At 70.5% G+C, this 21,811-nt stretch carries 22 protein-coding genes; 11 read left to right on the plus strand and 11 right to left on the minus strand.

Annotated elements, in window-relative coordinates:
- The first annotated feature begins 2 nt into the window (after positions 1–2).
- The 7 genes from nadC (at position 3) to H4687_RS26325 (ending at position 4,781) form a co-directional block, all read left to right on the plus strand.
- On the plus strand, positions 3–989 hold the full coding sequence (gene nadC, locus H4687_RS26295; protein WP_046920033.1) for a carboxylating nicotinate-nucleotide diphosphorylase: 987 nt from the start codon (positions 3–5) through the stop codon (positions 987–989).
- Between the two features lie 13 nt (positions 990–1,002).
- Positions 1,003–1,800 carry a type III pantothenate kinase gene (locus H4687_RS26300; protein WP_037702429.1) on the plus strand — a complete coding sequence of 266 codons (798 nt, stop codon included), beginning with the start codon at positions 1,003–1,005 and terminating at the stop codon, positions 1,798–1,800.
- A 346-nt stretch (positions 1,801–2,146) separates the two neighbouring features.
- Positions 2,147–2,809 (plus strand): hypothetical protein, encoded by a 663-nt coding sequence (locus H4687_RS26305; protein ID WP_225966826.1) that lies wholly within the window; start codon positions 2,147–2,149, stop codon positions 2,807–2,809.
- A gap of 19 nt (positions 2,810–2,828) precedes the next feature.
- Positions 2,829–3,017 carry a hypothetical protein gene (locus H4687_RS26310; protein ID WP_050399566.1) on the plus strand — a complete coding sequence of 63 codons (189 nt, stop codon included), beginning with the start codon at positions 2,829–2,831 and terminating at the stop codon, positions 3,015–3,017.
- A gap of 132 nt (positions 3,018–3,149) precedes the next feature.
- Positions 3,150–3,611 (plus strand): BlaI/MecI/CopY family transcriptional regulator, encoded by a 462-nt coding sequence (locus H4687_RS26315; RefSeq protein ID WP_020665484.1) that lies wholly within the window; start codon positions 3,150–3,152, stop codon positions 3,609–3,611.
- Positions 3,612–3,620: 9 nt separating this feature from the next.
- Positions 3,621–4,154: an amino-acid N-acetyltransferase gene (locus H4687_RS26320; RefSeq protein WP_005475760.1), complete on the plus strand. Its 534-nt coding sequence runs from the start codon at positions 3,621–3,623 to the stop codon at positions 4,152–4,154.
- A gap of 291 nt (positions 4,155–4,445) precedes the next feature.
- Positions 4,446–4,781 carry a histone-like nucleoid-structuring protein Lsr2 gene (locus tag H4687_RS26325; protein WP_046916162.1) on the plus strand — a complete coding sequence of 112 codons (336 nt, stop codon included), beginning with the start codon at positions 4,446–4,448 and terminating at the stop codon, positions 4,779–4,781.
- Here H4687_RS26325 and H4687_RS26330 read toward each other — a convergent pair.
- Positions 4,760–5,416: an SCO3374 family protein gene (locus H4687_RS26330; RefSeq protein ID WP_050399567.1), complete on the minus strand. Its 657-nt coding sequence runs from the start codon at positions 5,414–5,416 to the stop codon at positions 4,760–4,762. The two genes, H4687_RS26325 and H4687_RS26330, sit on opposite strands and share 22 nt — an antisense overlap.
- 430 nt (positions 5,417–5,846) lie before the next feature.
- Between H4687_RS26330 and H4687_RS26335 the strand changes: the two genes are divergently transcribed.
- Complete coding sequence (locus tag H4687_RS26335) at positions 5,847–8,372, plus strand: ATP-dependent Clp protease ATP-binding subunit (protein ID WP_046919621.1); 2,526 nt, start codon at positions 5,847–5,849, stop codon at positions 8,370–8,372.
- Between the two features lie 94 nt (positions 8,373–8,466).
- On the opposite strand, the gene H4687_RS26340 is transcribed toward H4687_RS26335, so the two are convergent.
- Positions 8,467–9,222: a hypothetical protein gene (locus H4687_RS26340; protein ID WP_046919620.1), complete on the minus strand. Its 756-nt coding sequence runs from the start codon at positions 9,220–9,222 to the stop codon at positions 8,467–8,469.
- A gap of 593 nt (positions 9,223–9,815) precedes the next feature.
- Here H4687_RS26340 and H4687_RS26345 point away from each other — a divergent pair.
- Positions 9,816–10,412 carry a M23 family metallopeptidase gene (locus tag H4687_RS26345; RefSeq protein WP_179860045.1) on the plus strand — a complete coding sequence of 199 codons (597 nt, stop codon included), beginning with the start codon at positions 9,816–9,818 and terminating at the stop codon, positions 10,410–10,412.
- A 22-nt stretch (positions 10,413–10,434) separates the two neighbouring features.
- On the opposite strand, the gene H4687_RS26350 is transcribed toward H4687_RS26345, so the two are convergent.
- On the minus strand, positions 10,435–10,623 hold the full coding sequence (locus H4687_RS26350) for a hypothetical protein (RefSeq protein WP_005475753.1): 189 nt from the start codon (positions 10,621–10,623) through the stop codon (positions 10,435–10,437).
- A gap of 90 nt (positions 10,624–10,713) precedes the next feature.
- Positions 10,714–11,343 carry a TetR/AcrR family transcriptional regulator gene (locus H4687_RS26355; protein WP_046918542.1) on the minus strand — a complete coding sequence of 210 codons (630 nt, stop codon included), beginning with the start codon at positions 11,341–11,343 and terminating at the stop codon, positions 10,714–10,716.
- Between the two features lie 167 nt (positions 11,344–11,510).
- On the opposite strand from H4687_RS26355, the gene H4687_RS26360 reads away from it, so the two are divergent.
- Positions 11,511–13,112 (plus strand): MDR family MFS transporter, encoded by a 1,602-nt coding sequence (locus tag H4687_RS26360; RefSeq protein WP_046918541.1) that lies wholly within the window; start codon positions 11,511–11,513, stop codon positions 13,110–13,112.
- Between the two features lie 243 nt (positions 13,113–13,355).
- Here the strand turns inward: H4687_RS26360 and cseC are convergent, their stop codons facing one another.
- The 6 genes from cseC to H4687_RS26390 all read right to left on the minus strand — a co-directional run bounded on the left by cseC (position 13,356) and on the right by H4687_RS26390 (position 19,386).
- Positions 13,356–14,762, minus strand: a complete 1,407-nt coding sequence (gene cseC, locus H4687_RS26365; RefSeq protein ID WP_046917025.1) for a two-component system sensor histidine kinase CseC — start codon at positions 14,760–14,762, stop codon at positions 13,356–13,358.
- Between the two features lie 14 nt (positions 14,763–14,776).
- Positions 14,777–15,484, minus strand: a complete 708-nt coding sequence (cseB, locus tag H4687_RS26370; RefSeq protein WP_046917026.1) for a two-component system response regulator CseB — start codon at positions 15,482–15,484, stop codon at positions 14,777–14,779.
- A gap of 80 nt (positions 15,485–15,564) precedes the next feature.
- On the minus strand, positions 15,565–16,248 hold the full coding sequence (locus H4687_RS26375; protein ID WP_046917027.1) for a hypothetical protein: 684 nt from the start codon (positions 16,246–16,248) through the stop codon (positions 15,565–15,567).
- Entirely contained in the window at positions 16,236–16,787 is a 552-nt protein-coding gene (locus H4687_RS26380; RefSeq protein ID WP_013001644.1) for a SigE family RNA polymerase sigma factor, read from the minus strand. Before H4687_RS26380 ends, H4687_RS26375 begins: the two co-directional genes overlap by 13 nt.
- A 352-nt stretch (positions 16,788–17,139) precedes the next feature.
- A complete protein-coding gene (locus H4687_RS26385; protein WP_046917028.1) occupies positions 17,140–18,057 on the minus strand; it encodes an HhH-GPD family protein in 918 nt (305 codons plus the stop codon).
- A gap of 270 nt (positions 18,058–18,327) precedes the next feature.
- Positions 18,328–19,386 (minus strand): LLM class flavin-dependent oxidoreductase, encoded by a 1,059-nt coding sequence (locus H4687_RS26390; protein ID WP_046919579.1) that lies wholly within the window; start codon positions 19,384–19,386, stop codon positions 18,328–18,330.
- Positions 19,387–19,683: 297 nt separating this feature from the next.
- Here H4687_RS26390 and H4687_RS26395 point away from each other — a divergent pair, with 297 nt between their 5' ends.
- Complete coding sequence (locus tag H4687_RS26395; protein ID WP_046919580.1) at positions 19,684–20,508, plus strand: hypothetical protein; 825 nt, start codon at positions 19,684–19,686, stop codon at positions 20,506–20,508.
- 114 nt (positions 20,509–20,622) lie between these two features.
- Here H4687_RS26395 and disA read toward each other — a convergent pair whose 3' ends face one another.
- On the minus strand, positions 20,623–21,747 hold the full coding sequence (gene disA, locus H4687_RS26400) for a DNA integrity scanning diadenylate cyclase DisA (RefSeq protein ID WP_046919581.1): 1,125 nt from the start codon (positions 21,745–21,747) through the stop codon (positions 20,623–20,625).
- Positions 21,748–21,811: the final 64 nt, after the last annotated feature.

Consider the following 21,811-nt stretch of genomic DNA (forward strand, 5'->3'; position numbering starts at 1 on the left):
ACGTGAGCACCCCCGAACTTCCCCTCGCCTCCGGCGGCGGCTGCGGCGACGGCTGCGCCTGTGGCGCCGCCGACGGGTCGGCCGAAGAGGAGTACCTGGAGTGCGGGCTCGACCCCGCGCTCGCCCAGCTCCTGGCCGACGCCGGGCTCGACCCCGTGGAGGTCGAGGACATCGCCAACGTCGCGATCCAGGAGGACCTCGACCACGGTGTGGACGTCACCACGGTCGCGACCATCCCCGAGGACGCCCGCGCCACCGCCGACTTCACCGCCCGCGAGGGCGGCGTCGTGGCGGGCCTCAGGATCGCCGAGGCGGTCCTCTCGGTGGCCTGCACGGACGAGTTCGAGGTCGAGCGGCACGTCGACGACGGGGACCGCGTCGAGGCCGGCCAGAAGCTCCTCAGCGTCACCGGCGCCACCCGCGACCTCCTCACCGCCGAGCGCAGCGCCCTGAACCTGCTGTGCCGCCTCTCCGGCATCGCGACGGCCACGCGCGCGTGGGCGGACACCCTGGAGGGCACGAAGGCGAAGGTGCGCGACACCCGCAAGACGACGCCGGGGCTGCGCTCCCTGGAGAAGTTCGCGGTCCGCTGCGGCGGCGGGGTCAACCACCGCATGTCCCTCTCGGACGCGGCCCTCGTCAAGGACAACCACGTGGTCGCCGCCGGCGGTGTCGCCCAGGCCTTCGAGTCCGTGCGCGCGATGTTCCCCGAGGTGCCCATCGAGGTCGAGGTCGACACCCTCCACCAGCTGTGCGAGGTCATCGACGCGGGCGCCGACCTGATCCTCCTCGACAACTTCACGCCGATCGAGTGCGAGGAGGCCGTGGCCCTCGTCGACGGCCGTGCCCTCCTGGAGGCCTCGGGCCGCCTGACCCTCACCAACGCGAAGGCGTACGCGGACACCGGCGTCGACTTCCTGGCCGTCGGGGCCCTGACGCACTCGTCCCCGATCCTGGACATCGGCCTCGACCTGCGCGCGGCCGAGTAGGGCGGGGACGGCCATGCTGCTGACGATCGACGTGGGCAACACCCACACCGTCCTCGGTCTGTTCGACGGCGAGGACATCGTCGAACACTGGCGCATCTCCACCGACGCGCGCCGCACCGCCGACGAACTGGCGGTCCTCCTCCAGGGCCTCATGGGCATGCACCCGCTCCTCGGCGAGGAACTGGGCGACGGCATCGACGGCATCGCCATCTGCGCCACCGTCCCGTCCGTCCTGCACGAGCTGCGCGAGGTGACCCGCCGCTACTACGGCGACGTCCCCGCGGTCCTCGTCGAGCCGGGGGTCAAGACGGGCGTCCCGATCCTCACGGACAACCCCAAGGAGGTCGGCGCCGACCGCATCATCAACGCCGTCGCCGCCGTCGAGCTGTACGGCGGCCCGGCCGTCGTCGTCGACTTCGGTACGGCGACGACGTTCGACGCGGTCAGCGCGCGCGGGGAGTACGTCGGCGGTGTCATCGCCCCCGGCATCGAGATCTCCGTCGAGGCGCTCGGCGTCAAGGGCGCCCAGCTCCGCAAGATCGAGGTGGCCCGGCCGCGCAGTGTGATCGGCAAGAACACGGTCGAGGCGATGCAGTCCGGGATCGTCTACGGGTTCGCCGGGCAGGTCGACGGGGTGGTCAGCCGGATGGTCCGTGAGCTGGCCGACGATCCCGAGGACGTGACGGTCATCGCGACGGGCGGGCTCGCGCCGATGGTGCTCGGCGAGTCGTCCGTGATCGACGAACACGAGCCGTGGCTGACGCTGATCGGGTTGCGGCTGGTCTACGAACGGAACGTGTCGCGTCTCTGAGGGGCGCGGTGGGGGGTGGGGGCGGGGGTTCGTCGGCGGTGCGGGTCCGGTGGGGGCCGGTCGCGCAGTTCCCCGCGCCCCTGAAGAACAGGGGCTGCGCCCCGTGCTTTTCAGGCCCGCGGGGCCGTCGCCGTCAGGCCCGCGGGGCCGTGGGCTTTCAGGCCCGCAGGGCCTGGGCTTCTAGGGGCGCGGGGAACTGCGCGACCGGCCCCCACCGGACCCGCACCCGCCGACGCACCCACACCCCACACCCCCCACCCCGCCCCGGTCCACCCAGGCGAGTGGTCCCCCGCGCCACACGCCCCCATCAACCCTCTTTTGTCTGATTAGCGCGTATCGTCGCCGCATGCCCACGCCCCACGGAACTCGCGGCGGCATGGCGTTCGGCGCCGAGGAGCTTCGCGTGCTCCGCCGTGCCCTCGCCCTCGCCCTCAACCCCAGCCCCGCCTCGGCGCAGGAGGTGCAGGACTGCCTCCGGCTCGCCGAGTCCGTCGACGAGGCGACCCGCGAGGAAGCCCGCCTGAGGGCCTTCCTGCTGGCCGACCTCGCCCGCTACCGGGCCGCCCTCCCCGGCACGGTCACGGGCTACGCGGCCCTCCTCACGCAGGCCCTGGACGCCGGGTACCACCCCCGCCCGGACGATCTCGCCGCCCTGCGCGCGCTGCGCGGCAACCCCACCGCCGCGACCCTCCTGGAGCGCTGTCGCCCGATGGTCGTCCCCGCCTCCCGCTCCGGCTCCGGCCGCTCCCGGCTCCGGCTCACCGCGCTTCCCGGCGGCCTGCCCGCATCGGCCACGCGCGCGTACGCCGCCGCCGGGGACCCCGCCGAGCCCAAGCCCGCCCGGCCGTCCCGTCCCGCCCAGCCCGCCGAGAAGCCGGGTCCCGTGCCCCGCCCGGACGCCCCGAGCCCGGCCCGCCGCCCCGTCCCCACCCCCGGCGAGGTCTTCCCGCCCAAGCGCAAACCGGCCGCCCCGCCCGCGAACCCGCCCCAACAGCTGGCCGCCGTCTAGTCCTGGCTACCCTGGACCCATGGACTACGTCTCCGCGCTGCTGCCCCCCTTCGTGATGGCCGTGCTGTTCATCGCCGTCATCAGGGTGATCGTGAAGACCCAGGGCGGCCCCAACAAGGCCAAGGAGGACGCGGTGGTCGACGCGGCCCTCGCCCGCGCGGAGAACGCCCGCCAGGCCGGCGACGGCCCGAAGGGCACCGGCGCCTGACGCGACACCTCCCTCGGCGTACGACTCGTGTGTTTTTCGAGTCGTACGCCCTTTTTGTTCTGTCTGTTGGGGTCTCTTCGGATATTGTGCGGAACTGTGCCTCGCCCCTTGGGAGAACTCGAAGACGCGGTCATGACGCGGGTGTGGAAGTGGAACCGCCCGGTGACCGTTCGGGAAGTCCTGGAAGACCTCCAGAAGGAACGGTCCATCGCGTACACCACGGTGATGACCGTTCTGGACAATCTCCATCAGAAGGGCTGGGTGCGCCGGGAGGCGGAAGGCCGGGCCTATCGATATGAGGCGGTCTCCACACGCGCCGCCTACGCGGCCGCACTGATGAACGAAGCCTGGTCGCAGAGCGACAACCCCGCGGCGGCCCTCGTCGCCTTCTTCGGGATGATGAGCGAGGAACAGCGGCAGGCGCTCACCGACGCCGTCCGCATCGTGCAGGGCCCCGACGCCGTCAAACCCGAACCGGCCGACACCGCCGCCCCGGTCGTCGAAACCCCTGTTGAAACCGCCGGCGAATCCGCCGAATCGTCCGGTGAAACACAGGGGACCCCCGGCGAATCCCCGGATCTCCCCGGGCGATAGCGTCCGCTCATGCCAGCATCGCGTCCCGAAGTCACCTCAAAAGCCATCACCGTCCGGCGGGCTCGGACCAGCGATGTCCCGCACGTGCGCCGCCTCCTCGACGCGTACGTCCAGTCCAGCATCCTGCTGGACAAAGCGACGGTCACGCTTTACGAGGACCTTCAGGAGTTCTGGGTCGCGGAACGGGACGACAACGCCGAGGTCGTCGGCTGCGGCGCGCTGCACGTGATGTGGGAAGACCTCGCGGAAGTCCGCACTCTCGCCGTGCACCCGGAAGCCAAGGGTCTCGGCGTCGGCCACCAGTTGCTGGAGAAGTTGCTCCACACCGCTCGCTGGCTGGGTGTTCGCCGGGTTTTCTGTCTGACCTTCGAAGTCGAGTTCTTCGCGAAGCACGGCTTCGTGGAGATCGGCGAGACTCCGGTGGACACCGATGTCTACGCCGAGCTGCTGCGTTCCTATGACGAGGGCGTCGCGGAGTTCCTCGGTCTCGAACGGGTGAAACCGAACACCTTGGGCAACAGCCGGATGCTTCTGCATCTGTGATCGTCGGCCGATCCGCAAGGAAGGCCGGGCTTCATCGGGGAACCTCGACTCCTATTCAACAGGGTTCGCCTTGCCCGGGTGCCCTATGTCCGAAACGCGCATGTTTCCGGTCTTCCCAGGGCCGCCCGCCCTCTCCGCGGTCTCTCCCCGGTCTCTCCCAGGGGTTTGTGTTTTTCCTGGAAAAGCGGTTTGCTTTCCGACGTACTGCAGTACTGCATATAACAGGGGACGCGAAACAGCGGCGCACGCCGCAGGCCCTCGACCCTGAAGTTACCGATGAAAGGAAATCCGGTGGCACAGAAGGTTCAGGTCCTTCTTGTCGATGACCTCGACGGCGGCGAGGCGGACGAGACCGTGACGTTCGCGCTGGACGGCAAGACCTACGAGATCGACCTCACGACCGCCAACGCGGACAAGCTTCGCGGCCTTCTCGACCCCTACGTCAAGGGTGGTCGGCGTACCGGGGGCCGTGCTTCGGGCGGACGCGGCAAGGCCCGTGCGGCCACCGGCGGCAGCCAGGACACCGCGGCCATCCGCGCCTGGGCGAAGGAGAACGGCTACGAGGTCAACGACCGCGGTCGCGTCCCCGCCTCCATCCGCGAGGCCTACGAGAAGGCCAACGGCTGAGATTCCGACGGCCCGGTGCTCGCGCGCCGCAGCCGGACGCGGTGGCAGTGCGTCGCCACCGTGTCCAGCACCCGCACGAGGTCGGGGGCGCCCCCACCGCCCCCCAACGCCGACATGCTCGGCAGCGAGGGTTCCACCTCGCACCCCGGCTCGGGGGGCCGCAACCACTCGGCGGCCCCCTGTGAACCGGCCTCCCCGCGCCCGCCCACCCGCCTTCCGGCCCCGCCCGGGGGCGTCGGCGCCGCCAGGTGACCGCCCGTTCCGACGGCAGTGAGGTCCAGGTCGAGGCCGCCCCAGTCCAGCCACTCCAGCAGGCCCGGCAGCTCCTCCGCGCAGCCCGCCGCGACCAGCAGCAGCATCCGCCCCTCGCGCAGCGCCACCGGTGAGCCCGGACCGGGCACCGGGCCCAGATGCCTGAGCGCCGCGACCCCCGCCTCCGCCGGCACGTCGAGCACATCGAAGCGCAGGCCCGTAATGAGGTGTACGGGCGCCCCGGGCACGGTCGCCCAGCCGAGCTGGTCCTCGTACCACTGCCGCACCGCGTCGCAGGCGACGTCACCCGGAACTTCGCGCGCGACGGCACCCGGGAATCCGCTCGGGTCGAGCGGTCGGCGGGGAAGGGGGACGATGGCCATGTCAGGAGCAACCGTGCGAAGAGGCCCGGAGTTACGCTGGGTGTCCGCGCGGGCGCGAAGAGTGCCGGGAAAGGGGGCGTTCGGCGGTGGGTGACGACGCAAGGGTGTTCGCCCGTAGCGGAGGGAACCGGTGCATCCGGCATGGAGTGTCAGTCCCTACGGGTAAGACATCCCTAGTGGGAGGGGGCGACACGCAGAAAAGGCCGTCTCACGTTCGCCATCGGCGTACTGATGGTGGGGGTAACTGCCTGGCCTGCGGGAACATCGTCTCGCACCATCGGGTTGGAGCAGATGTCGGCGTTCGGGGTCAGGAGGCCAAGGACGGTGTCGGCAGTTGGAATGAGCGGTCCCCGCTTGCGGGACTAAGCTGCGGAAGGACAGCGAGGGGAGCGTCCCCTCACTGCCTGACCGCTCTGAGGAGCGATTAACGATGTTCGAGAGGTTCACCGACCGCGCGCGGCGGGTTGTCGTCCTGGCTCAGGAAGAAGCCCGGATGCTCAACCACAACTACATCGGCACCGAGCACATCCTCCTGGGCCTGATCCACGAGGGTGAGGGTGTCGCCGCTAAGGCCCTGGAGAGCCTCGGGATTTCGCTCGAGGCGGTCCGCCAGCAGGTGGAGGAGATCATCGGGCAGGGGCAGCAGGCTCCGTCCGGCCACATCCCCTTCACCCCCCGTGCCAAGAAGGTCCTGGAGCTGTCGCTCCGCGAGGCCCTTCAGCTGGGCCACAACTACATCGGCACGGAGCACATCCTGCTCGGCCTGATCCGTGAGGGCGAGGGCGTCGCCGCCCAGGTCCTGGTCAAGCTGGGCGCAGATCTCAACCGGGTGCGGCAGCAGGTCATCCAGCTGCTCTCCGGTTACCAGGGCAAGGAGACCGCCACCGCCGGCGGCCCCGCCGAGGGCACCCCCTCGACGTCCCTGGTCCTCGACCAGTTCGGCCGGAACCTCACCCAGGCCGCTCGTGAGTCCAAGCTCGACCCGGTCATCGGGCGCGAGAAGGAGATCGAGCGGGTCATGCAGGTGCTGTCCCGCCGTACCAAGAACAACCCGGTGCTCATCGGTGAGCCCGGCGTCGGCAAGACCGCCGTCGTCGAGGGCCTCGCCCAGGCCATCGTCAAGGGCGAGGTGCCCGAGACCCTCAAGGACAAGCACCTCTACACCCTCGACCTCGGCGCGCTGGTCGCCGGCTCCCGCTACCGCGGTGACTTCGAGGAGCGCCTGAAGAAGGTCCTCAAGGAGATCCGCACCCGCGGCGACATCATCCTGTTCATCGACGAGCTGCACACGCTGGTCGGTGCGGGTGCCGCCGAGGGCGCCATCGACGCCGCTTCCATCCTGAAGCCGATGCTGGCCCGCGGTGAGCTGCAGACCATCGGCGCCACCACGCTGGACGAGTACCGCAAGCACCTGGAGAAGGACGCGGCCCTGGAGCGCCGCTTCCAGCCCATCCAGGTCGCCGAGCCCTCGCTCCCGCACACCATCGAGATCCTCAAGGGCCTCCGTGACCGGTACGAGGCGCACCACCGCGTCTCCATCACGGACGAGGCCCTGGTGCAGGCGGCGACGCTCGCCGACCGGTACATCTCGGACCGCTTCCTGCCGGACAAGGCGATCGACCTGATCGACGAGGCCGGTTCCCGGATGCGCATCCGCCGGATGACCGCCCCGCCGGACCTCCGCGAGTTCGACGAGAAGATCGCCGGCGTCCGCCGCGACAAGGAGTCCGCGATCGACTCGCAGGACTTCGAGAAGGCCGCCTCCCTGCGCGACAAGGAGAAGCAGCTCCTGGCCGCCAAGGCCAAGCGGGAGAAGGAGTGGAAGGCCGGCGACATGGACGTCGTCGCCGAGGTCGACGGCGAGCTGATCGCCGAGGTCCTCGCGACCGCCACCGGCATCCCGGTCTTCAAGCTGACCGAGGAGGAGTCCTCGCGTCTGCTGCGCATGGAGGACGAGCTCCACAAGCGGGTCATCGGCCAGGTCGACGCCGTCAAGGCGCTGTCGAAGGCGATCCGTCGTACGCGCGCGGGTCTCAAGGACCCGAAGCGTCCCGGTGGTTCGTTCATCTTCGCCGGCCCGTCCGGTGTCGGTAAGACCGAGCTGTCCAAGGCGCTCGCCGAGTTCCTCTTCGGTGACGAGGACGCGCTGATCTCCCTCGACATGTCGGAGTTCAGCGAGAAGCACACGGTCTCCCGTCTCTTCGGTTCGCCCCCCGGCTACGTGGGCTACGAAGAGGGCGGCCAGCTGACCGAGAAGGTCCGCCGCAAGCCGTTCTCCGTCGTCCTCTTCGACGAGGTCGAGAAGGCCCACCCGGACATCTTCAACTCGCTGCTGCAGATCCTGGAGGACGGTCGCCTGACCGACTCCCAGGGCCGGGTCGTGGACTTCAAGAACACGGTCATCATCATGACGACCAACCTCGGCACCCGGGACATCTCCAAGGGCTTCAACCTGGGCTTCGCGGCCTCGGGCGACAAGAAGACCAACTACGAGCGCATGAAGAACAAGGTCTCGGACGAGCTGAAGCAGCACTTCCGGCCCGAGTTCCTCAACCGCGTCGACGACGTCGTCGTCTTCCCGCAGCTGACGCAGGAGGACATCCTCAAGATCGTCGACCTGATGATCGGCAAGGTCGACGAGCGCCTCAAGGACCGGGACATGGGCATCGAGCTCTCCCAGGCCGCGAAGGAGCTGCTGTCGAAGAAGGGGTACGACCCCGTCCTGGGCGCCCGGCCGCTGCGCCGGACCATCCAGCGCGAGGTCGAGGACACCCTCTCCGAGAAGATCCTCTTCGGCGAGCTGCGCCCCGGCCACATCGTGGTCGTGGACACCGAGGGCGAGGGCGAGGCGGCCACCTTCACCTTCCGGGGTGAGGAGAAGGCGGCGCTGCCGGACGTCCCGCCGATCGAGCAGGCGGCCGGCGGTGCGGGCCCGAACCTGAGCAAGGACGCGTAACCGCTGCGCTCGGCCTGAGCGCGCGAAGGGGCTGCCCCGGGACTTCGGTCCTGGGGCAGCCCCTTTTCATGCGGGTCGATATCCGTTCGTCCGTCTACAGCACGGTCCGGGTCCGCTGAACGGTGGGCGGGCCGGGAAGGTGTTCCAGCAGGTGTTCGGGTACGTCGGACACGGCGGGCGCCAGATGAATGCTCACCGTCCGCAGGCCGGGAAAGAGTTCCGGGATTCCGGAGAGGTCTTCCGCGCCCGTGACCGCGTTGAGCGCGAGACCGGTGATGTGCGGCAGTACCGGCCCCGCCGCCCAGCCCGTGGCGTTCCGGTGCAGGCGCAATTCCTCCAGAGCCGGTAGTCGGGCGATCTCTTCGAAGTCGTCCGGAGTGAGTCTTTCGGGGAGCGTGGCGAGGCTCAGCCGCTTCACCGAGCGCATATGACGCAGTCCGCGCAGCCCGGTGAACCGCAGCGCGTCCCGGGTGAATCGCAGGTACTCCAGCGGCAGGTTCCGTGGAAGCGCCTCATCCACGGATTCCGTGCAGAGCGGGACCGCGGTGTCGAGCGCTCGCAGAGTGGCCGAGGCTCCTAGTGGATGAAGGGCGCCCGGTTTTTCCAGCGCCGGGAGGGAGTTCATGGAGAGCCAGGCGAGCGGGAGTTCGCGGAGCGGAGTCAGGTCGTGCAGGTAAGGAGTGCCGCCGCTGATGTCCAGATGATTGAGCGTGTCCGGCTCGACCAGGAAATCGAGATTCCCGAGGACGCGGTTGTCGCGTACGACGATTTTCTCGACCTGGCCCGGACGGAGAGCGGAACGGATGTCGGCGGATTCGATGTCGCCGACGATCTGGATCCTGCGGCGCATCCCCAGGCTACGCAGGGCCCTGAGCTGAGTTGTGCCTGCCCGGCAGCCGTCACCGACGGCCGATGTACGAGGGCCGTCCTGCCGGGGTCGGCGACCCCGCACAGTTTCTGATCAGCGGTGTCACCGCGCTCGATGCCAGGCGAAGGCCTATCGCTGACGCTTCCACTCTTCTCCCCTGGGGTGGTGTGGGTCGGGAGGGGAGCATTTCCCGTGGGTTTCGAGTGATGCGGGTCGCGTTGGCGGGGTCACATTTCGCGGCTTTCCGATTCCGGGGGCGGTGACATGGCGCACTCGGGGTTCGGGCGGTACTACGCGGAATAGTGGGTGGCGTCTGTGGGGCAAAACGGACTTTTAGGTCTAGGGGTGCGGGTTTCGGGGGGCGGTGTGCAGGTGGGGAGGTGTTTGGGGGTGACTGTCAAGAACTGGGGGGATTTCTGATGGAGTACGACGTTCGGTCGTAGGTCACACGTTTGGGGGGTTTCGGGACGTAGGGGTACCAAGGGGTGTCCCGTTCGGCGGCCGCAGAGGTGCGCCGGGTGGGATTCGTGTCCGTCGAGGCACAGTCCCTGTCTCCGTTCCCCGTGAGGTACTCCATGTCGCAGCGTGTTCGCACTCCCCGCACCCGTACGTCCCGGCTCCGTGTCCGTGCCGCCGTGATGGCCGTCGGGATGGGGGTCTCGGGTGTGCTGGGGGCCGGGATCGCGTCCGCCGCCGACGGGGCTCCGGCCGCGAGCGCCGGTACCGTCCAGGCCGCCGCCGCCAAGAAGGCGGCCTCCTGGGTCAGCCCGGTCAAGGGTTACAAGCTGAGCGCGCGGTTCGCGCAGGCCGGCAACATGTGGTCCGCCAAGCACAGCGGGCAGGACTTCGCCGTCAAGAGCGGTACGTCGGTCGTCGCCGCGCACGGCGGCACCGTCGTGAAGGCCGGTGGCAACGGCGCCGGTGACGGTCCCGCGTACGGCAACGCCGTCGTCATCAAGCACGCCAACGGCCAGTTCTCGCAGTACGCCCACCTCTCGAAGGTCGGCGTGAAGGTCGGGCAGGTCGTCAAGACCGGGCAGCGCATAGCCTTCTCCGGCAACACCGGTAACTCCAGCGGCCCGCACCTGCACTTCGAGATCCGTACGACCGCCAACTACGGCTCCGCCGTCGACCCCGTCGCCTTCCTGCGCGCCAAGGGTGTCACCGTCTGAGACCGCGGGTGAGCGGGCCGGGTCAGCACGGGCCGTAGTCCTGGCCCGTGCCGCACATCGGGGTGTCCGCGTAGTAGTCGATGAAGAACACCATGAGCACGAGCATCACGACCGTCACCGCCGCCGTGACGGCGAGGGCGACATGGTGGCGTCCGCGGAGGAACTCCGCGCGTTCCTCGTCGGTCATGCGGGCGTAGTCCTCGGCGTTCACGGGGCCTCCTCGTGCGGATGCTCGGGAGGTCCCCGAAGGCACTGAGGGTTTACCCGGATACAGGGCCCTTCAAGAGCGTTGCTCAGGTTTTCAGGGGCTTTGGGTGCCCGCGTGGGCCTGGGTCACCAGATCGATCGCGACCTCCAGGACCGCCTCGCGCTTCTCCTCGGGGTCGCCTTCGACGTCCCGGAGGACGAACATGCCGGCGTGCATGGTGAACAGGGCGCTCGTGCAGCGGACCTGGTCGGTCAGGGCGGCGTCGGGTTCCTTGATGGTGTCGACCAGGCGGATCATCCGGTCCTTGAACGACTCCCCGACGCTCAGCTCGCGTACCGTCGCCTGGTTCTCCTGCATGAAGCGGAACAGGGGCGCCACGTCGGCCAGGGCCACGCTGTAGCGGCGCAGGATCTCGCGCTTGGTGTCGAGAGTGCGCGGCTGGGTGCCGGCCCACTCGATCAGCTCGTCGATCGGCCGCTGCAGATCCTGGAAGAGGCTGATGAGGATGTCTTCCTTGGTCTTGAAGTGGTAGTAGAGCGCCGCCTTCGTCACGTCGAGGCGTTCGGCGATCTCCCGCAACGAGGTCTTCTCGTACCCCTGTTCGGCGAAGAGTTCGAGGGCGACGTCCTGGATGCGCTGACGGGTGTCGCCGCGGCGCTGCCGTTTCGTCGTCGCCCGTGTCACGTCCGTCGCGCCCGTCGCGTCCGCTGTCGGGTCGCTCATCCTCGTACTCCTCGCCGTCGCGGAAGGCCTGCGCCGGTCAAGGCTCGGCCAAGCCCGTCGAACTTACTTGACGCCCGGCTAGTTAGGGACCTAGCTTCCCTTAGTGTAGACAACTAGCCGGTCGGCAAGTAAGTACTCGGTGGCTCCGGGGGGAGTGGAGGACCGCAATGGACGCGGAGAAGAAGAACGAAGTGAGTGGTGGGGCCGAGAAGGACGGGCCGCAGCCGCGCAGTGTGCGGGTGGTGCTGCTCGCGCTCATGATCGCCATGCTGCTGGCGATGCTCGACAACATGATCATCGGCACCGCGATGCCGACGATCGTGGGCGAGCTGGGGGGCCTGGAGCACCTCTCCTGGGTCGTGACCGCGTACACGCTCGCGACCGCGGCCTCCACTCCGATCTGGGGCAAGCTCGGCGACCTCTACGGCCGCAAGCGGGTCTTCATGACCTCGATCGTGATCTTCCTGATCGGGTCGGCGCTGAGCGGGATGGCCCAGGACATGGGCCAGCTGATCGCGTTCCGCGCGGTGCAGGGGCTCGGTGCCGGTGGCCTGATGGTCGGCGTCATGGCGATCATCGGCGACCTGATTCCGCCGCGTGAGCGGGGCAAGTACCAGGGGATGATGGCCGGTGTCATGGCCCTGGCCATGATCGCCGGGCCGTTGGTGGGCGGGTCCATCACCGACCACTGGGGCTGGCGCTGGTCCTTCTACATCAACCTGCCGCTCGGGGTCGTGGCGCTGGTCGCCATCAGCGCCGTACTGCATCTGCCGAAGCCGTCGCGGGACGGCCGGTCGGCACGGGACATCGACTACCTGGGCGCCGCCCTGCTCACCGTCGGCATCACGGCGATCGTCCTGGTCACGACGTGGGGCGGGACCGAGTACGCCTGGGGGTCGGCCGTCGTCATGGAGCTGATCGCGCTCGGTGTGGCCTCGCTGGTCGGCTTCCTCTTCGTGCAGAAGCGGGTGGCGGAGCCGGTGATCCCGCTGCACATCTTCCGCAGCCGGAACTTCACGCTGATGTCCCTGATCGGTTTCTTCACCGGGTTCGTGATGTTCGGCGCGGTGCTGTTCCTGCCGCTGTTCCAGCAGTCCGTGCAGGGCGCGTCCGCGACCAACTCCGGGCTGTTGCTGCTGCCGATGCTGGGCGCGATGCTCGCGGTGTCGATGGTGGCCGGACGGGTCACCACGGGAAGCGGTCGCTACAAGATCTTCCCGGTCGTCGGGAGCGTCCTGATGATCGTGGGCCTGTTCCTGCTGGCGCAGATGGACACCGGGACGAGCCGGGTGACGTCCGGGGTGTACATGGCCGTGCTGGGTGCCGGTATGGGCTGCCTGATGCAGATCACCATGCTGGTCGCGCAGAACAGCGTCGAGATGAAGGACATGGGTGTCGCCTCCTCGACCACCACGCTGGCCCGGACGCTCGGGTCGTCCTTCGGCGTTGCGATCATGGGCGCGCTGTTCAACAGCCGTGTGCAGGACGTGATGGCCGAGCGGGCCGGGGCGCTGGGGTCCCAGGTGACCGAGCGGTCGGCACAGCTGGACGCGGCGAGCCTGGCGAAGTTGCCGGTGGCGGCGCGGGAGGCGTACCAGTACGCGGTCGCTTCGGGCACGCACTCGGCGTTCCTGCTGGGGGCGATCGTGTCCGTGGTGGCGTTGGTGGCCGCGGTGTTCGTGAAGGAGGTGCCGTTGCGGGGGGCCGGGGGGTCGCCTGCGGTGGGCTCCGCCGGTGAGGCCGCGGCGAAGGAGGCGGCGGGGGTCTGATCGGGCCGTCCCCCCCCGGGTTCGCTTGAGAGCCCGGGGGGTTCGGTGCGTTGGCGGGTGCGGGTTCGGTGGGGGTTCTCGCGCAGTTCCCCGCGCCCCTGAAAAGCAGGGGCTGCGCCCCGTGCTTTTCAGGCTCGCCGGGCCGTCGTCGCTCGGGCCCGCGGGGACTGGTCTTTCAGGGGCGCGGGGAGCTGCGCGAGCAACCCCCGCCCACCCGCAGCCGAAGGAAGAGCGCGCCCCGGCTCACTCCGCCCCGTCGTACGACGTCGGCAGCATCGGATAGCTGCCCGTGTTCGTGGGGGCGTGTTCCGGGAGCCACAGGACCGCGACCGCGCCCTCGGACGGGACGCCGTCCGGGGAGCCGGGCGGGCGGACGTTGCGGAAGGTGAGGCGGGCGCCCAGGACGCGGGCCTGCCCGGCGGCGATCGTGAGCCCGAGGCCGTGCCCCTGGCCCGCGCGGTCGGAGGCGCCGGTGCGGAAGCGGCGCGGACCGTCCGCGAGCAGGTCCTCGGGGAAGCCGGGCCCATGGTCGCGGACGCGGATGACACGGCCCTCGACGGACACCTCGATCGGCGGCCTGCCGTGCTTCGCCGCGTTCGCCAGGAGGTTCAGCAGAACGCGTTCGAGCCGGCGCGGGTCCGTCGTCACCTCCGACTCGTGCACGACCCGCACCCGCACTCCCGCGTCCTTCGCCGCCACCCGCCGGGCCACGAACTCGCCCAGCATGATGTCCTGCAACTCGGCCCGCTCGGACGCCCCGTCCAGGCGCGCCACCTCCAGCACGTCCTCCACGAGCGTCCGCATCGCCTGCGCCCGGTCGCGGACCAGCTCGGAGGGCCGGCCCGGCGGCAGCAGTTCCGCGGCCGTGAGCAGGCCGGTCACCGGCGTACGCAGCTCGTGCGCGATGTCCGCCGTCACCCGCCGCTCCGCCTCGATGCGCTGACGCAGTGTGTCGGCCATGGCGTCCACGGCCCGCGCCAGCTCCGCGGTCTCGTCGCGTACGACACCGCCGATCGCGTCCTGCACCCGTACGTCGGACTCGCCCATGGCCACCTCGTGCGCGGCGGCGGCCGCCTTGCGCAGCCGGCGGGACATCTGGCCGCCGATGAGCACCCCGAGGGCCGAGCCGCCGAAGACCACCGCGATCGACCCGATGAGCAGGGCCTGGTCGAGGTCGCGCAGCACCGCGGAGCTGTGGTCGGTGAAGTCGGTGTGCAGGGAGAGGACGCGCTTGTCCTTCAGCGGGACGGCCGCCCAGATGTCGGGCACCCCGTTGCGGCCCTCGGACACATAGGTGGCCCGGCGGCCCTCCGCGACCTTGGCCAGGAGGTCCTTGGGGATGTCGGGGTCGTCGAGCTGCACCCCGAAGGCGCCGGACTTCAGCGGACGTCCCGACTCGTACATGCGCTGGGCGACCTGGATGCGCTCGTCGGCGAGGTCGCGCGAGTTGTCGAGCATCGAGACCCGCGCCGCGTTGTGCACGACCAGGCTGAGCGCGACCGCGACCAGCGCGCCGACCAGCGCGATCGCCGCGCTCAGCTGCCACCGCAGGCCGGTGCGGATGCCCGAGGCGAGCCCCGCGCCGGACCGGCGGACGCCGGCGCCCGACGGCTCCGGCGTCCGCCCCCCTCGTACCGCCCTCGTGTTCATCTGCCCCGCCCCGCTCAGGCCTTGAGCTTGTAGCCGAAGCCGCGGACCGTCTCGATGCGGTCCTGGCCGATCTTCGCGCGGAGTCGCTGGACGTGGACGTCGACGACCCGGGTGTCGCCGCCCCAGCCGTAGTCCCACACGCGTTCGAGCAGCTTGTCGCGGGACAGGACCGTGCCGGGGGCCGACGAGAACTCCAGCAGCAGCCGCATCTCGGTCGGCGTCAGCGCCACCGGCACCCCGGACTTCAGGACCTCCATGCCCTCGGTGTCGATCACGAGTTCGCCGAAGGTGAGCACCCCGCCGGTGCTGGCGGCCCCGGTCTCCTCGGCCTTGGCGTCACCGCCGGTCGCGTGCCCGAAGCGGCGCAGCACCGCGCGGATCCGGGCGACCAGGACGGCACCGTCGAACGGCTTGGTCACGTAGTCGTCGGCGCCCGCCTCCAGGCCCAGCACCACGTCGATGGAGTCGGCACGCGCCGAGAGCATGATCACGGGGACGGTCGACTCGTCACGGATACGGCGGCACAGGGAGACCCCGTCCAGGCCCGGCACCATGACGTCGAGGAGGGCGATGTCCGGCCGGTCCGCGCGGAACGCCTCCAGCCCCGACAGCCCGTCGGGCATGGCCGTGACCGCGAAGCCGTCGCGCTCCAGCGCGAGCTGGGTGGCCTCGCGGATCACGTCGTCGTCCTCGACGAACAGGACATGGGTCTGCTCTGCCATCCGGTGATCTCGCTCGCTCTCGGTCGGGGTGGGACGAACCGGTCGGGTCGTCCCGCGCGGCACGGCTCCCGGCGCCCGGGTCAGCCCTGCTCGGGGGTCGCCGTCTCCGTGCCGCCCACCGCGCTGCTGTACTCGGTGCGCGTGCTGGAGCGCTGTACGAAGCCGTCCTTGATCCAGCGGTAGGTCGTGACCTCCTCGCTGGACGGGTAGGAGGACGGGTCGCCATTCTCGTACAGCTGCCGAGTGACCATGAGGTCGCCCCGGTCGATCTCCGCGTAGACGGGGGGCTGTTCGGACAGGAAGACGCTCCGGTACGCCCCCTTCTCCGAGCGGTACACGTACGACGCCACCCCGACGGCGTCCGCGCAGGTCATCACGTTGACCACGAGGTCGTCGCCGGTGCCCCCGGTCAGGTTCCCGTAGGTCACGTCCACCGGGTACTCGTCGGCCACGCACGGCTTCAGGTCGCTCTTGACGGTCCGGCTGACCTCCGGGTCCGCGCGGACCATGCGGACGACCTCGTCGACGCTCGGGTGATCGCCGCCGCTGTCACCGTCCACCGACGCGGAGACGGACGGCGAGGCCGCGCCCGCCGCGAGGGAGTCGTTGTCGGCCGGGCCCTCGTCGCGGGCGCCGGTGCCGCCCGTGCCGCAGGCGGAGACGGAAAGACCGAGGGCGGCGAGCACGGCCACCGCCGTGATCACCGCCTTCGGGGCCTGCCGGGCTCCTGGCCCCGGGCCGGCCACTGTGCTCAGGCCGCGCAACGCTCCTGCTCCTCGCTCGCTTCGAACGCGCGGGCGGCACGCTCGTCGATGTCCCGCGACTCCAGCTCCTCGCGGAGCCGGGCCAGCGCACGGTGGAGTGTGCTCTTGACGGTGCCGGCCGACATGCCGAGGGCGGCGGCCGTCTCCTCCGTGGACATCTGCTCCCAGTGTCGCAGGACCACGACACTGCGCTGCTTGGGTGCCAGAACCTTGAGGATGTCCATCAGGAGGGCGCGGTCCGCGTGCTGCTCGGTGGAGTCCTCGATACGGGCGTCCGGCAGCTGCTCGGTCGGGACCTCCTCCAGCTTCCGGGCCCGCCACCACTCCGTCCGCGTGTTGATCATGACCCGGCGCAGATAGGCGTCCGCCAGCCGCTTGTCCGCGATGCCCTCCCAGCGGCCGTACGTCCGGGCCAGCGCGGTCTGCAGCAGATCCTGGGCGTCGACCGGGTCCGGCACGAGCCGACGGGCACTGCGCAGCAGCGCGTCCTGCCGGGTACGGACGTACTCCTCGAATTCGAGCACCTCGCCGTGCGCCATGATCAACCGCCTCCGTTCCCCGTTTCCGGCGTCCGCGCTGTCGCGCGGCGCCGGTTGTCCGCCGCTTCGTCTCGCTGGTGCGATCCGCTCGTGCCGCCTGGTCCGCTGGTTCGTTTCGCGGGTTCCTGCGGTACGCCAATGAAGCTACGGAGGGGTTGTCACGGGGACGTCCGAACCAGCCTGCGGAGAACGCTCGGCTGTCCGTCGGTTGTGTAACAGAAGGAGGAACGGGGTAAAGCGACCTGCCTTTTGGGGCTGGAATGTGCCGGTTCACCCCGTCGGGTGGGGATGCGGTCCGTGTCGCGGTCGAGCCTCGGCCCTGCGTGGCCTGTGACGTACGGCGGGCCGGCCGTCAGGTGAGGGGCAGGCGGTACAGGCCGCCGGGGAGGGGTTCCACCAGGCCGTCGGAGACCAGCCCGTCGAGCGCGCGGGCGCGCTGCACCGGCTCGTCCCACACCCGGTCCAGGACCGCCTGCGGTACGGGCGCGGTCGCGTCCCGCAGTACGGCGAGGAGCTTGCCGCGGACCTGACGGTCGGTACCGGCGTACGTCTGACCGCGCCGCGCCGGGCCCTCGTGCGCGGGCTTCCCGGCCAGCCGCCACGCGCACTGCCCGGCGATCGGACAGCTTCCGCACGCCTCGTTCTTCGCCGTGCACACCAGCGCGCCCAGCTCCATCGACGCGGCCGCCCAGCGCGACGCCGTACCGTCGTCCTCCGGCAGCAGGGCGCGGGCCATCTTCCGTTCGGCGGCCGTGGTCGCGTTCGGCGGGTACTGCGTGCCGCTGACCGCGCGGGCGAAGACGCGCCGCACGTTCGTGTCGAGCACGGCGTGCCGCTGGCCGTAGGCGAACGACGCCACCGCCGCGGCCGTGTACTCGCCGATCCCCGGCAGCGCGAGCAACTGCGCGTGCTCCCGCGGTACGTCCCCGCCGTGCCGTTCCGTTATGGCCACCGCGGCGCCGTGCAGCCGCAGGGCGCGACGCGGGTATCCGAGCCGGCCCCAGGCGCGGACCGCCTCGCCCGGTGGTTCCTTCGCGAGGTCCGCCGGGCGGGGCCAGCGCGCCAACCACTGTTCGTAGACGGGCAGTACGCGGTTGACCGGCGTCTGCTGCAGCATGAACTCGCTGATCATCACCCCCCAGGGCCCAGCCTCCGGCCGCCGCCAGGGCAGGTCACGGGCGTGCGTCTCGAACCAGGCGATCACCGGGGTGTGCAGTGCGGTCGGGGTTGCGTCGGCAGGGCTGCTCTGAGGCTTCGTGGGTGCAGTCATGGCACGGTCGATCCTGCCATGCGGGGGTGGGTGGGGGCGGGTTCTGGTGGGGGGTGTCTGGGGCGGGTCGGCCGGCTGCGAGCCGATGGGGCTCCCCGCGCAGTTCCCCGCGCCCCTGAAAAACAGGGGCTGCGCCCCGTGCGTTCAGGCCCGCCAGGGCCTGGGCTTCTAGGGGCGCGGGGAACTGCGCGAGAAGCCCCACGCGCCAGTACCCGCCGACGCACCCGCACCCCCGACCCCTGACGCGCCCGCCTCAACCGCCGGCCCGTCTCAACCGCCGGCCCGCCACCCCAGCTCCGGCCCCAGCTTCGTCGCGATGTCGGTCAGGATCTGCACGTAGTCCTCGTGCTCGAAGGTGAACGGCAGTGCGAATGCCACCTCGTCGACCTCCCGGAAGGCGACCTGCGCCCGCAGCCGCTCGGCGATCTCCGCGGACGTACCCACCAGGTCGGGTGCGAAGAGCAGCCGCCCCGGCCCCTGCGGCGCGGCGGTCCGGGGCAGCCGCTTCGCCGCGTACGCCTCGTACCGGGCGCGCTGCTCCGCCGTCGCCGAGTCGGTGGGGATGACGACGAGCCCCTGCGAGACCCGGGCCCCCGCCCCCTCGGGATGGTGTGCCCGGAACTCCCGGATGTGGGAGAGCTGGACCCCGGCGAAGTCCACCGCCCCGCTCGTCTCGCCCTCCGCCTTCACGACGCTGCTGGTCAGGAAGTTCATGCCGTTCTCGCCGGCCCACCGCGCCGACCGGAGGACGCCGCCGCCGTACCACATACGGCTCCCCAGCCCGGGGGAGTGCGGCTGCACTCGCTCGGAGAAGACCTCGAACCCCTCGGTGCCGCTGAAGTCGCTGGCCGGCTCACCGCGGACGAAGCCGAGGAGCCGCCGGACCCGATCGAAGCCGAAGTCCTCGGCGTCGGCGGTGTCCGGGTAGAGCGCGGCCTTGACGGTGTCGTAGTGCATCGGGGGTCCGACGCTGATCCCCGGGTTGAGCCGGCCGCCGGAGAGCAGGTCGACCGTGGCCAGGTCCTCGGCGAGCCGCAGCGGGTTCTCCCAGCCCAACGGGATGACGGCGGTGCCCAGTTCGATACGGCTCGTGCGCTGCGAGGCCGCCGCCAGGACGGCGACGGGGGAGGAGATGCCGTACTGCAGATGACGGTGGCGCAGCCACGCGCTGTCGAAGCCGAGCCGCTCACCCAACTCGATGATCTCCAGGGTCGACTCGTGGCCCCGGCGCGGATCGGCCTCGTCGAACAGTCCGATGGTCAGGAAGCCCAGCTTCCGCAACGGCCTGGGCGTCGGCACGGTGACGCCGCCCTCCACGGATCCGTCCATCGTCTTCTCCCGTCACGTCGACGCACTGCGCGGTGATGGGGAGATTGTGGCAGTTGTGGATGAGGAGACGGTGAACGGCGGTGCGAGGGCCGGACGTTCGCCCGGACGGCCGGGCGCGGTACGACGCCGATCCGGTCACGGAGGGTGCCCGTTCGGGTGTTGTGATCACGTACCGCGATCATGTGGCGTCCGGCGGGGGTGCCTTCGGGAACGACCGGGATGATGATCCGGAAAAGTTGGAGTTTCGGGCGGCGGGTGGGGCCGGTGAAGGGCCCGATCTCTCGTACAGTTTGCGCCGTGGGATCTCTGCGCAATCCGATCGGGCCGCTTCCCTCCACCATCTATTGGCGACGGAGGGCCATTCTGCTGACCGTCGTCGGTCTGCTGGCGATCCTGGTCGTATGGATCGTCACCGGCGGTGGCGGGGGCAACGGGAACAACGCGGGCGAGCCCGACGGCAAGAACCCCGTCACCTCGATCACCCCCGGGCCCTCGCAGTCCGGTCCCGCGATCAGTCAAGCGCCGGGCGGACGGGACGAGTCGGGCGACGGGTCGAGCGCGGGCGGCGACGGTTCGGGCTCCGGATCCGGCGGCTCGGGTTCGGGTTCTGGTTCCGGGGGCGCCGAGGACGGGTCCGGTGCCGCGGGCGGGGGCACGTCGGACGACGGCGGCAAGAACGGCAGCAGTTCCGGGGAGCAGGTCGACGCGGGGTCGAGTCTGCCCAACTGCACCGCCGGGGCCGTGAAGTTGACCGTGCGCAGTGTGCGCAACGACTACGAGCCCGGCGTGAACCCCACGTTCGAGCTGATCGCGCGCAACTCCTCCGGCGGTGACTGCAAGCTCGACCTCGGGCCGGACAACACGGTGGTGACGATCACCGCGGCCGACGGCGACGACGCGTTCTGGGCGTCCGACGACTGCCACGAGACCGCGGGGAGCCTGCTGTTCCGGGTGCCCGCCGGGGACCGGGTCACCTACACGGTGGAGTGGAACCGCGCCCCCAGCGCGCCCAACTGCGCGACTCCGTCGGCGGGTTCGGCCGGCGCGGGGACCTACCTCCTGGAGGCGAAGGCTCCGGGGCTGGCCACGGCCCGGGCGTCGTTCGTGCTGGAGAAGGACTGACGGTCGGGGACCGGAGACCGGGGTCATCCCCGACGCTCCACCCGTCCCGCGCTCGGAGGGGCCGCCCTCACGGCCCCGCACCGACCTCTGCCCTGCCGGGCGGCCTCCGCGCTGCTAGACGTACCGCTCCAGGATCGACGACTCCGCCAGGCGGGACAGGCCCTCGCGGACGCTGCGGGCGCGGGCCTCGCCCACTCCGTCGACCGTCTGGAGGTCGTCGACGCTGGCGGCGAGCAGCTTCTGCAGGCCGCCGAAGTGTTCGACGAGGCGGTCGATGATGGCGCCGGGGAGGCGGGGGACCTTGGCCAGGAGGCGGTAGCCGCGCGGGGAGACCGCGGAGTCCATGCCCTCCGGGGAGCCGGTGTAGCCGAGGGCGCGGGCGACGGTGGGCAGTTCGAGAAGCTCCGCGTGGGCGAGGGCGTCGAGTTCGCGCAGGGCCTCGTCGACCGTGCGGGAGCGTTTGGCCGTCGGCTCCGGGACATAGTCCCGGACGACCAGTTCGCGCTCCGGCTCGACACCCGCGATCAGTTCGTCGAGCTGGAGGGCCAGGAGGCGGCCGTCGGTGCCCAGTTCGACCACGTATTCGGCGATTTCGGTGGCGATGCGGCGGACCATCTCCAGCCGCTGCGCGACCGCCGAGACGTCCCGGACCGTCACCAGGTCCTCGATCTCCAGCGCGGAGAGGGTGCCGGCCACCTCGTCCAGGCGGAGCTTGTACCGCTCCAGCGTCGCCAGGGCCTGGTTCGCGCGCGACAGGATCGCCGCCGAGTCCTCCAGGACGCGCCGGTGGCCGTCGACGTACAGCGCGATCAGGCGCATCGACTGGGAGACCGAGACGACCGGGAAGCCGACCTGCTTGCTGACACGGTCGGCCGTGCGGTGCCGGGTGCCGGTCTCCTCGGTGGGGATCGTCGGGTCGGGGACCAGCTGCACACCCGCCCGGAGGATCTTGGAGAGGTCCGAGGAGAGCACGATGCCGCCGTCGAGCTTGCACAGCTCCCGCAGGCGGGTGGCCGTGAACTCCACATCCAGGACGAAACCGCCGGTACACATCGGCTCGACGGTCTTGTCGAAGCCGAGCACGATGAGCCCGCCGGTGTTGCCGCGGAGAATCCGTTCGAGCCCGTCGCGAAGGGCCGTACCTGGTGCCACGGCGCTCAGTGAGGCGCGCATCAGGCCATCGGCACCGGAGCTCCCACCGGACTTTCCGGGAGCTGCTGCCCGGTCGTTGGCTGCCACTGCACTCCTCCGGTCGCGGGTTGGGGGCGCTCCCGTTTCGCACTCCTGGTTCGTACGGACGGGC

It is taken from the genome of Streptomyces stelliscabiei (assembly GCF_014873495.1).
Classification (GTDB): domain Bacteria; phylum Actinomycetota; class Actinomycetes; order Streptomycetales; family Streptomycetaceae; genus Streptomyces; species Streptomyces bottropensis.

What these genes read in the sequence shown, in the direction of transcription:
- H4687_RS26300 (WP_037702429.1), top strand. Translation starts at nt 1,003, where the DNA reads ATGCTGCTGACGATCGACGTGGGCAACACCCACACCGTCCTCGGTCTG.
- H4687_RS26305 (WP_225966826.1), top strand. Translation starts at nt 2,147, where the DNA reads ATGCCCACGCCCCACGGAACTCGCGGCGGCATGGCGTTCGGCGCCGAG.
- H4687_RS26310 (WP_050399566.1), top strand. Translation starts at nt 2,829, where the DNA reads ATGGACTACGTCTCCGCGCTGCTGCCCCCCTTCGTGATGGCCGTGCTG.
- H4687_RS26315 (WP_020665484.1), top strand. Translation starts at nt 3,150, where the DNA reads ATGACGCGGGTGTGGAAGTGGAACCGCCCGGTGACCGTTCGGGAAGTC.
- H4687_RS26320 (WP_005475760.1), top strand. Translation starts at nt 3,621, where the DNA reads ATGCCAGCATCGCGTCCCGAAGTCACCTCAAAAGCCATCACCGTCCGG.
- H4687_RS26330 (WP_050399567.1), bottom strand. Translation starts at nt 5,416, where the DNA reads ATGGCCATCGTCCCCCTTCCCCGCCGACCGCTCGACCCGAGCGGATTC.
- H4687_RS26335 (WP_046919621.1), top strand. Translation starts at nt 5,847, where the DNA reads ATGTTCGAGAGGTTCACCGACCGCGCGCGGCGGGTTGTCGTCCTGGCT.
- H4687_RS26340 (WP_046919620.1), bottom strand. Translation starts at nt 9,222, where the DNA reads ATGCGCCGCAGGATCCAGATCGTCGGCGACATCGAATCCGCCGACATC.
- H4687_RS26345 (WP_179860045.1), top strand. Translation starts at nt 9,816, where the DNA reads ATGTCGCAGCGTGTTCGCACTCCCCGCACCCGTACGTCCCGGCTCCGT.
- H4687_RS26355 (WP_046918542.1), bottom strand. Translation starts at nt 11,343, where the DNA reads ATGAGCGACCCGACAGCGGACGCGACGGGCGCGACGGACGTGACACGG.
- H4687_RS26360 (WP_046918541.1), top strand. Translation starts at nt 11,511, where the DNA reads ATGGACGCGGAGAAGAAGAACGAAGTGAGTGGTGGGGCCGAGAAGGAC.
- cseC (WP_046917025.1), bottom strand. Translation starts at nt 14,762, where the DNA reads ATGAACACGAGGGCGGTACGAGGGGGGCGGACGCCGGAGCCGTCGGGC.
- cseB (WP_046917026.1), bottom strand. Translation starts at nt 15,484, where the DNA reads ATGGCAGAGCAGACCCATGTCCTGTTCGTCGAGGACGACGACGTGATC.
- H4687_RS26380 (WP_013001644.1), bottom strand. Translation starts at nt 16,787, where the DNA reads ATGGCGCACGGCGAGGTGCTCGAATTCGAGGAGTACGTCCGTACCCGG.
- H4687_RS26385 (WP_046917028.1), bottom strand. Translation starts at nt 18,057, where the DNA reads ATGACTGCACCCACGAAGCCTCAGAGCAGCCCTGCCGACGCAACCCCG.
- H4687_RS26390 (WP_046919579.1), bottom strand. Translation starts at nt 19,386, where the DNA reads ATGGACGGATCCGTGGAGGGCGGCGTCACCGTGCCGACGCCCAGGCCG.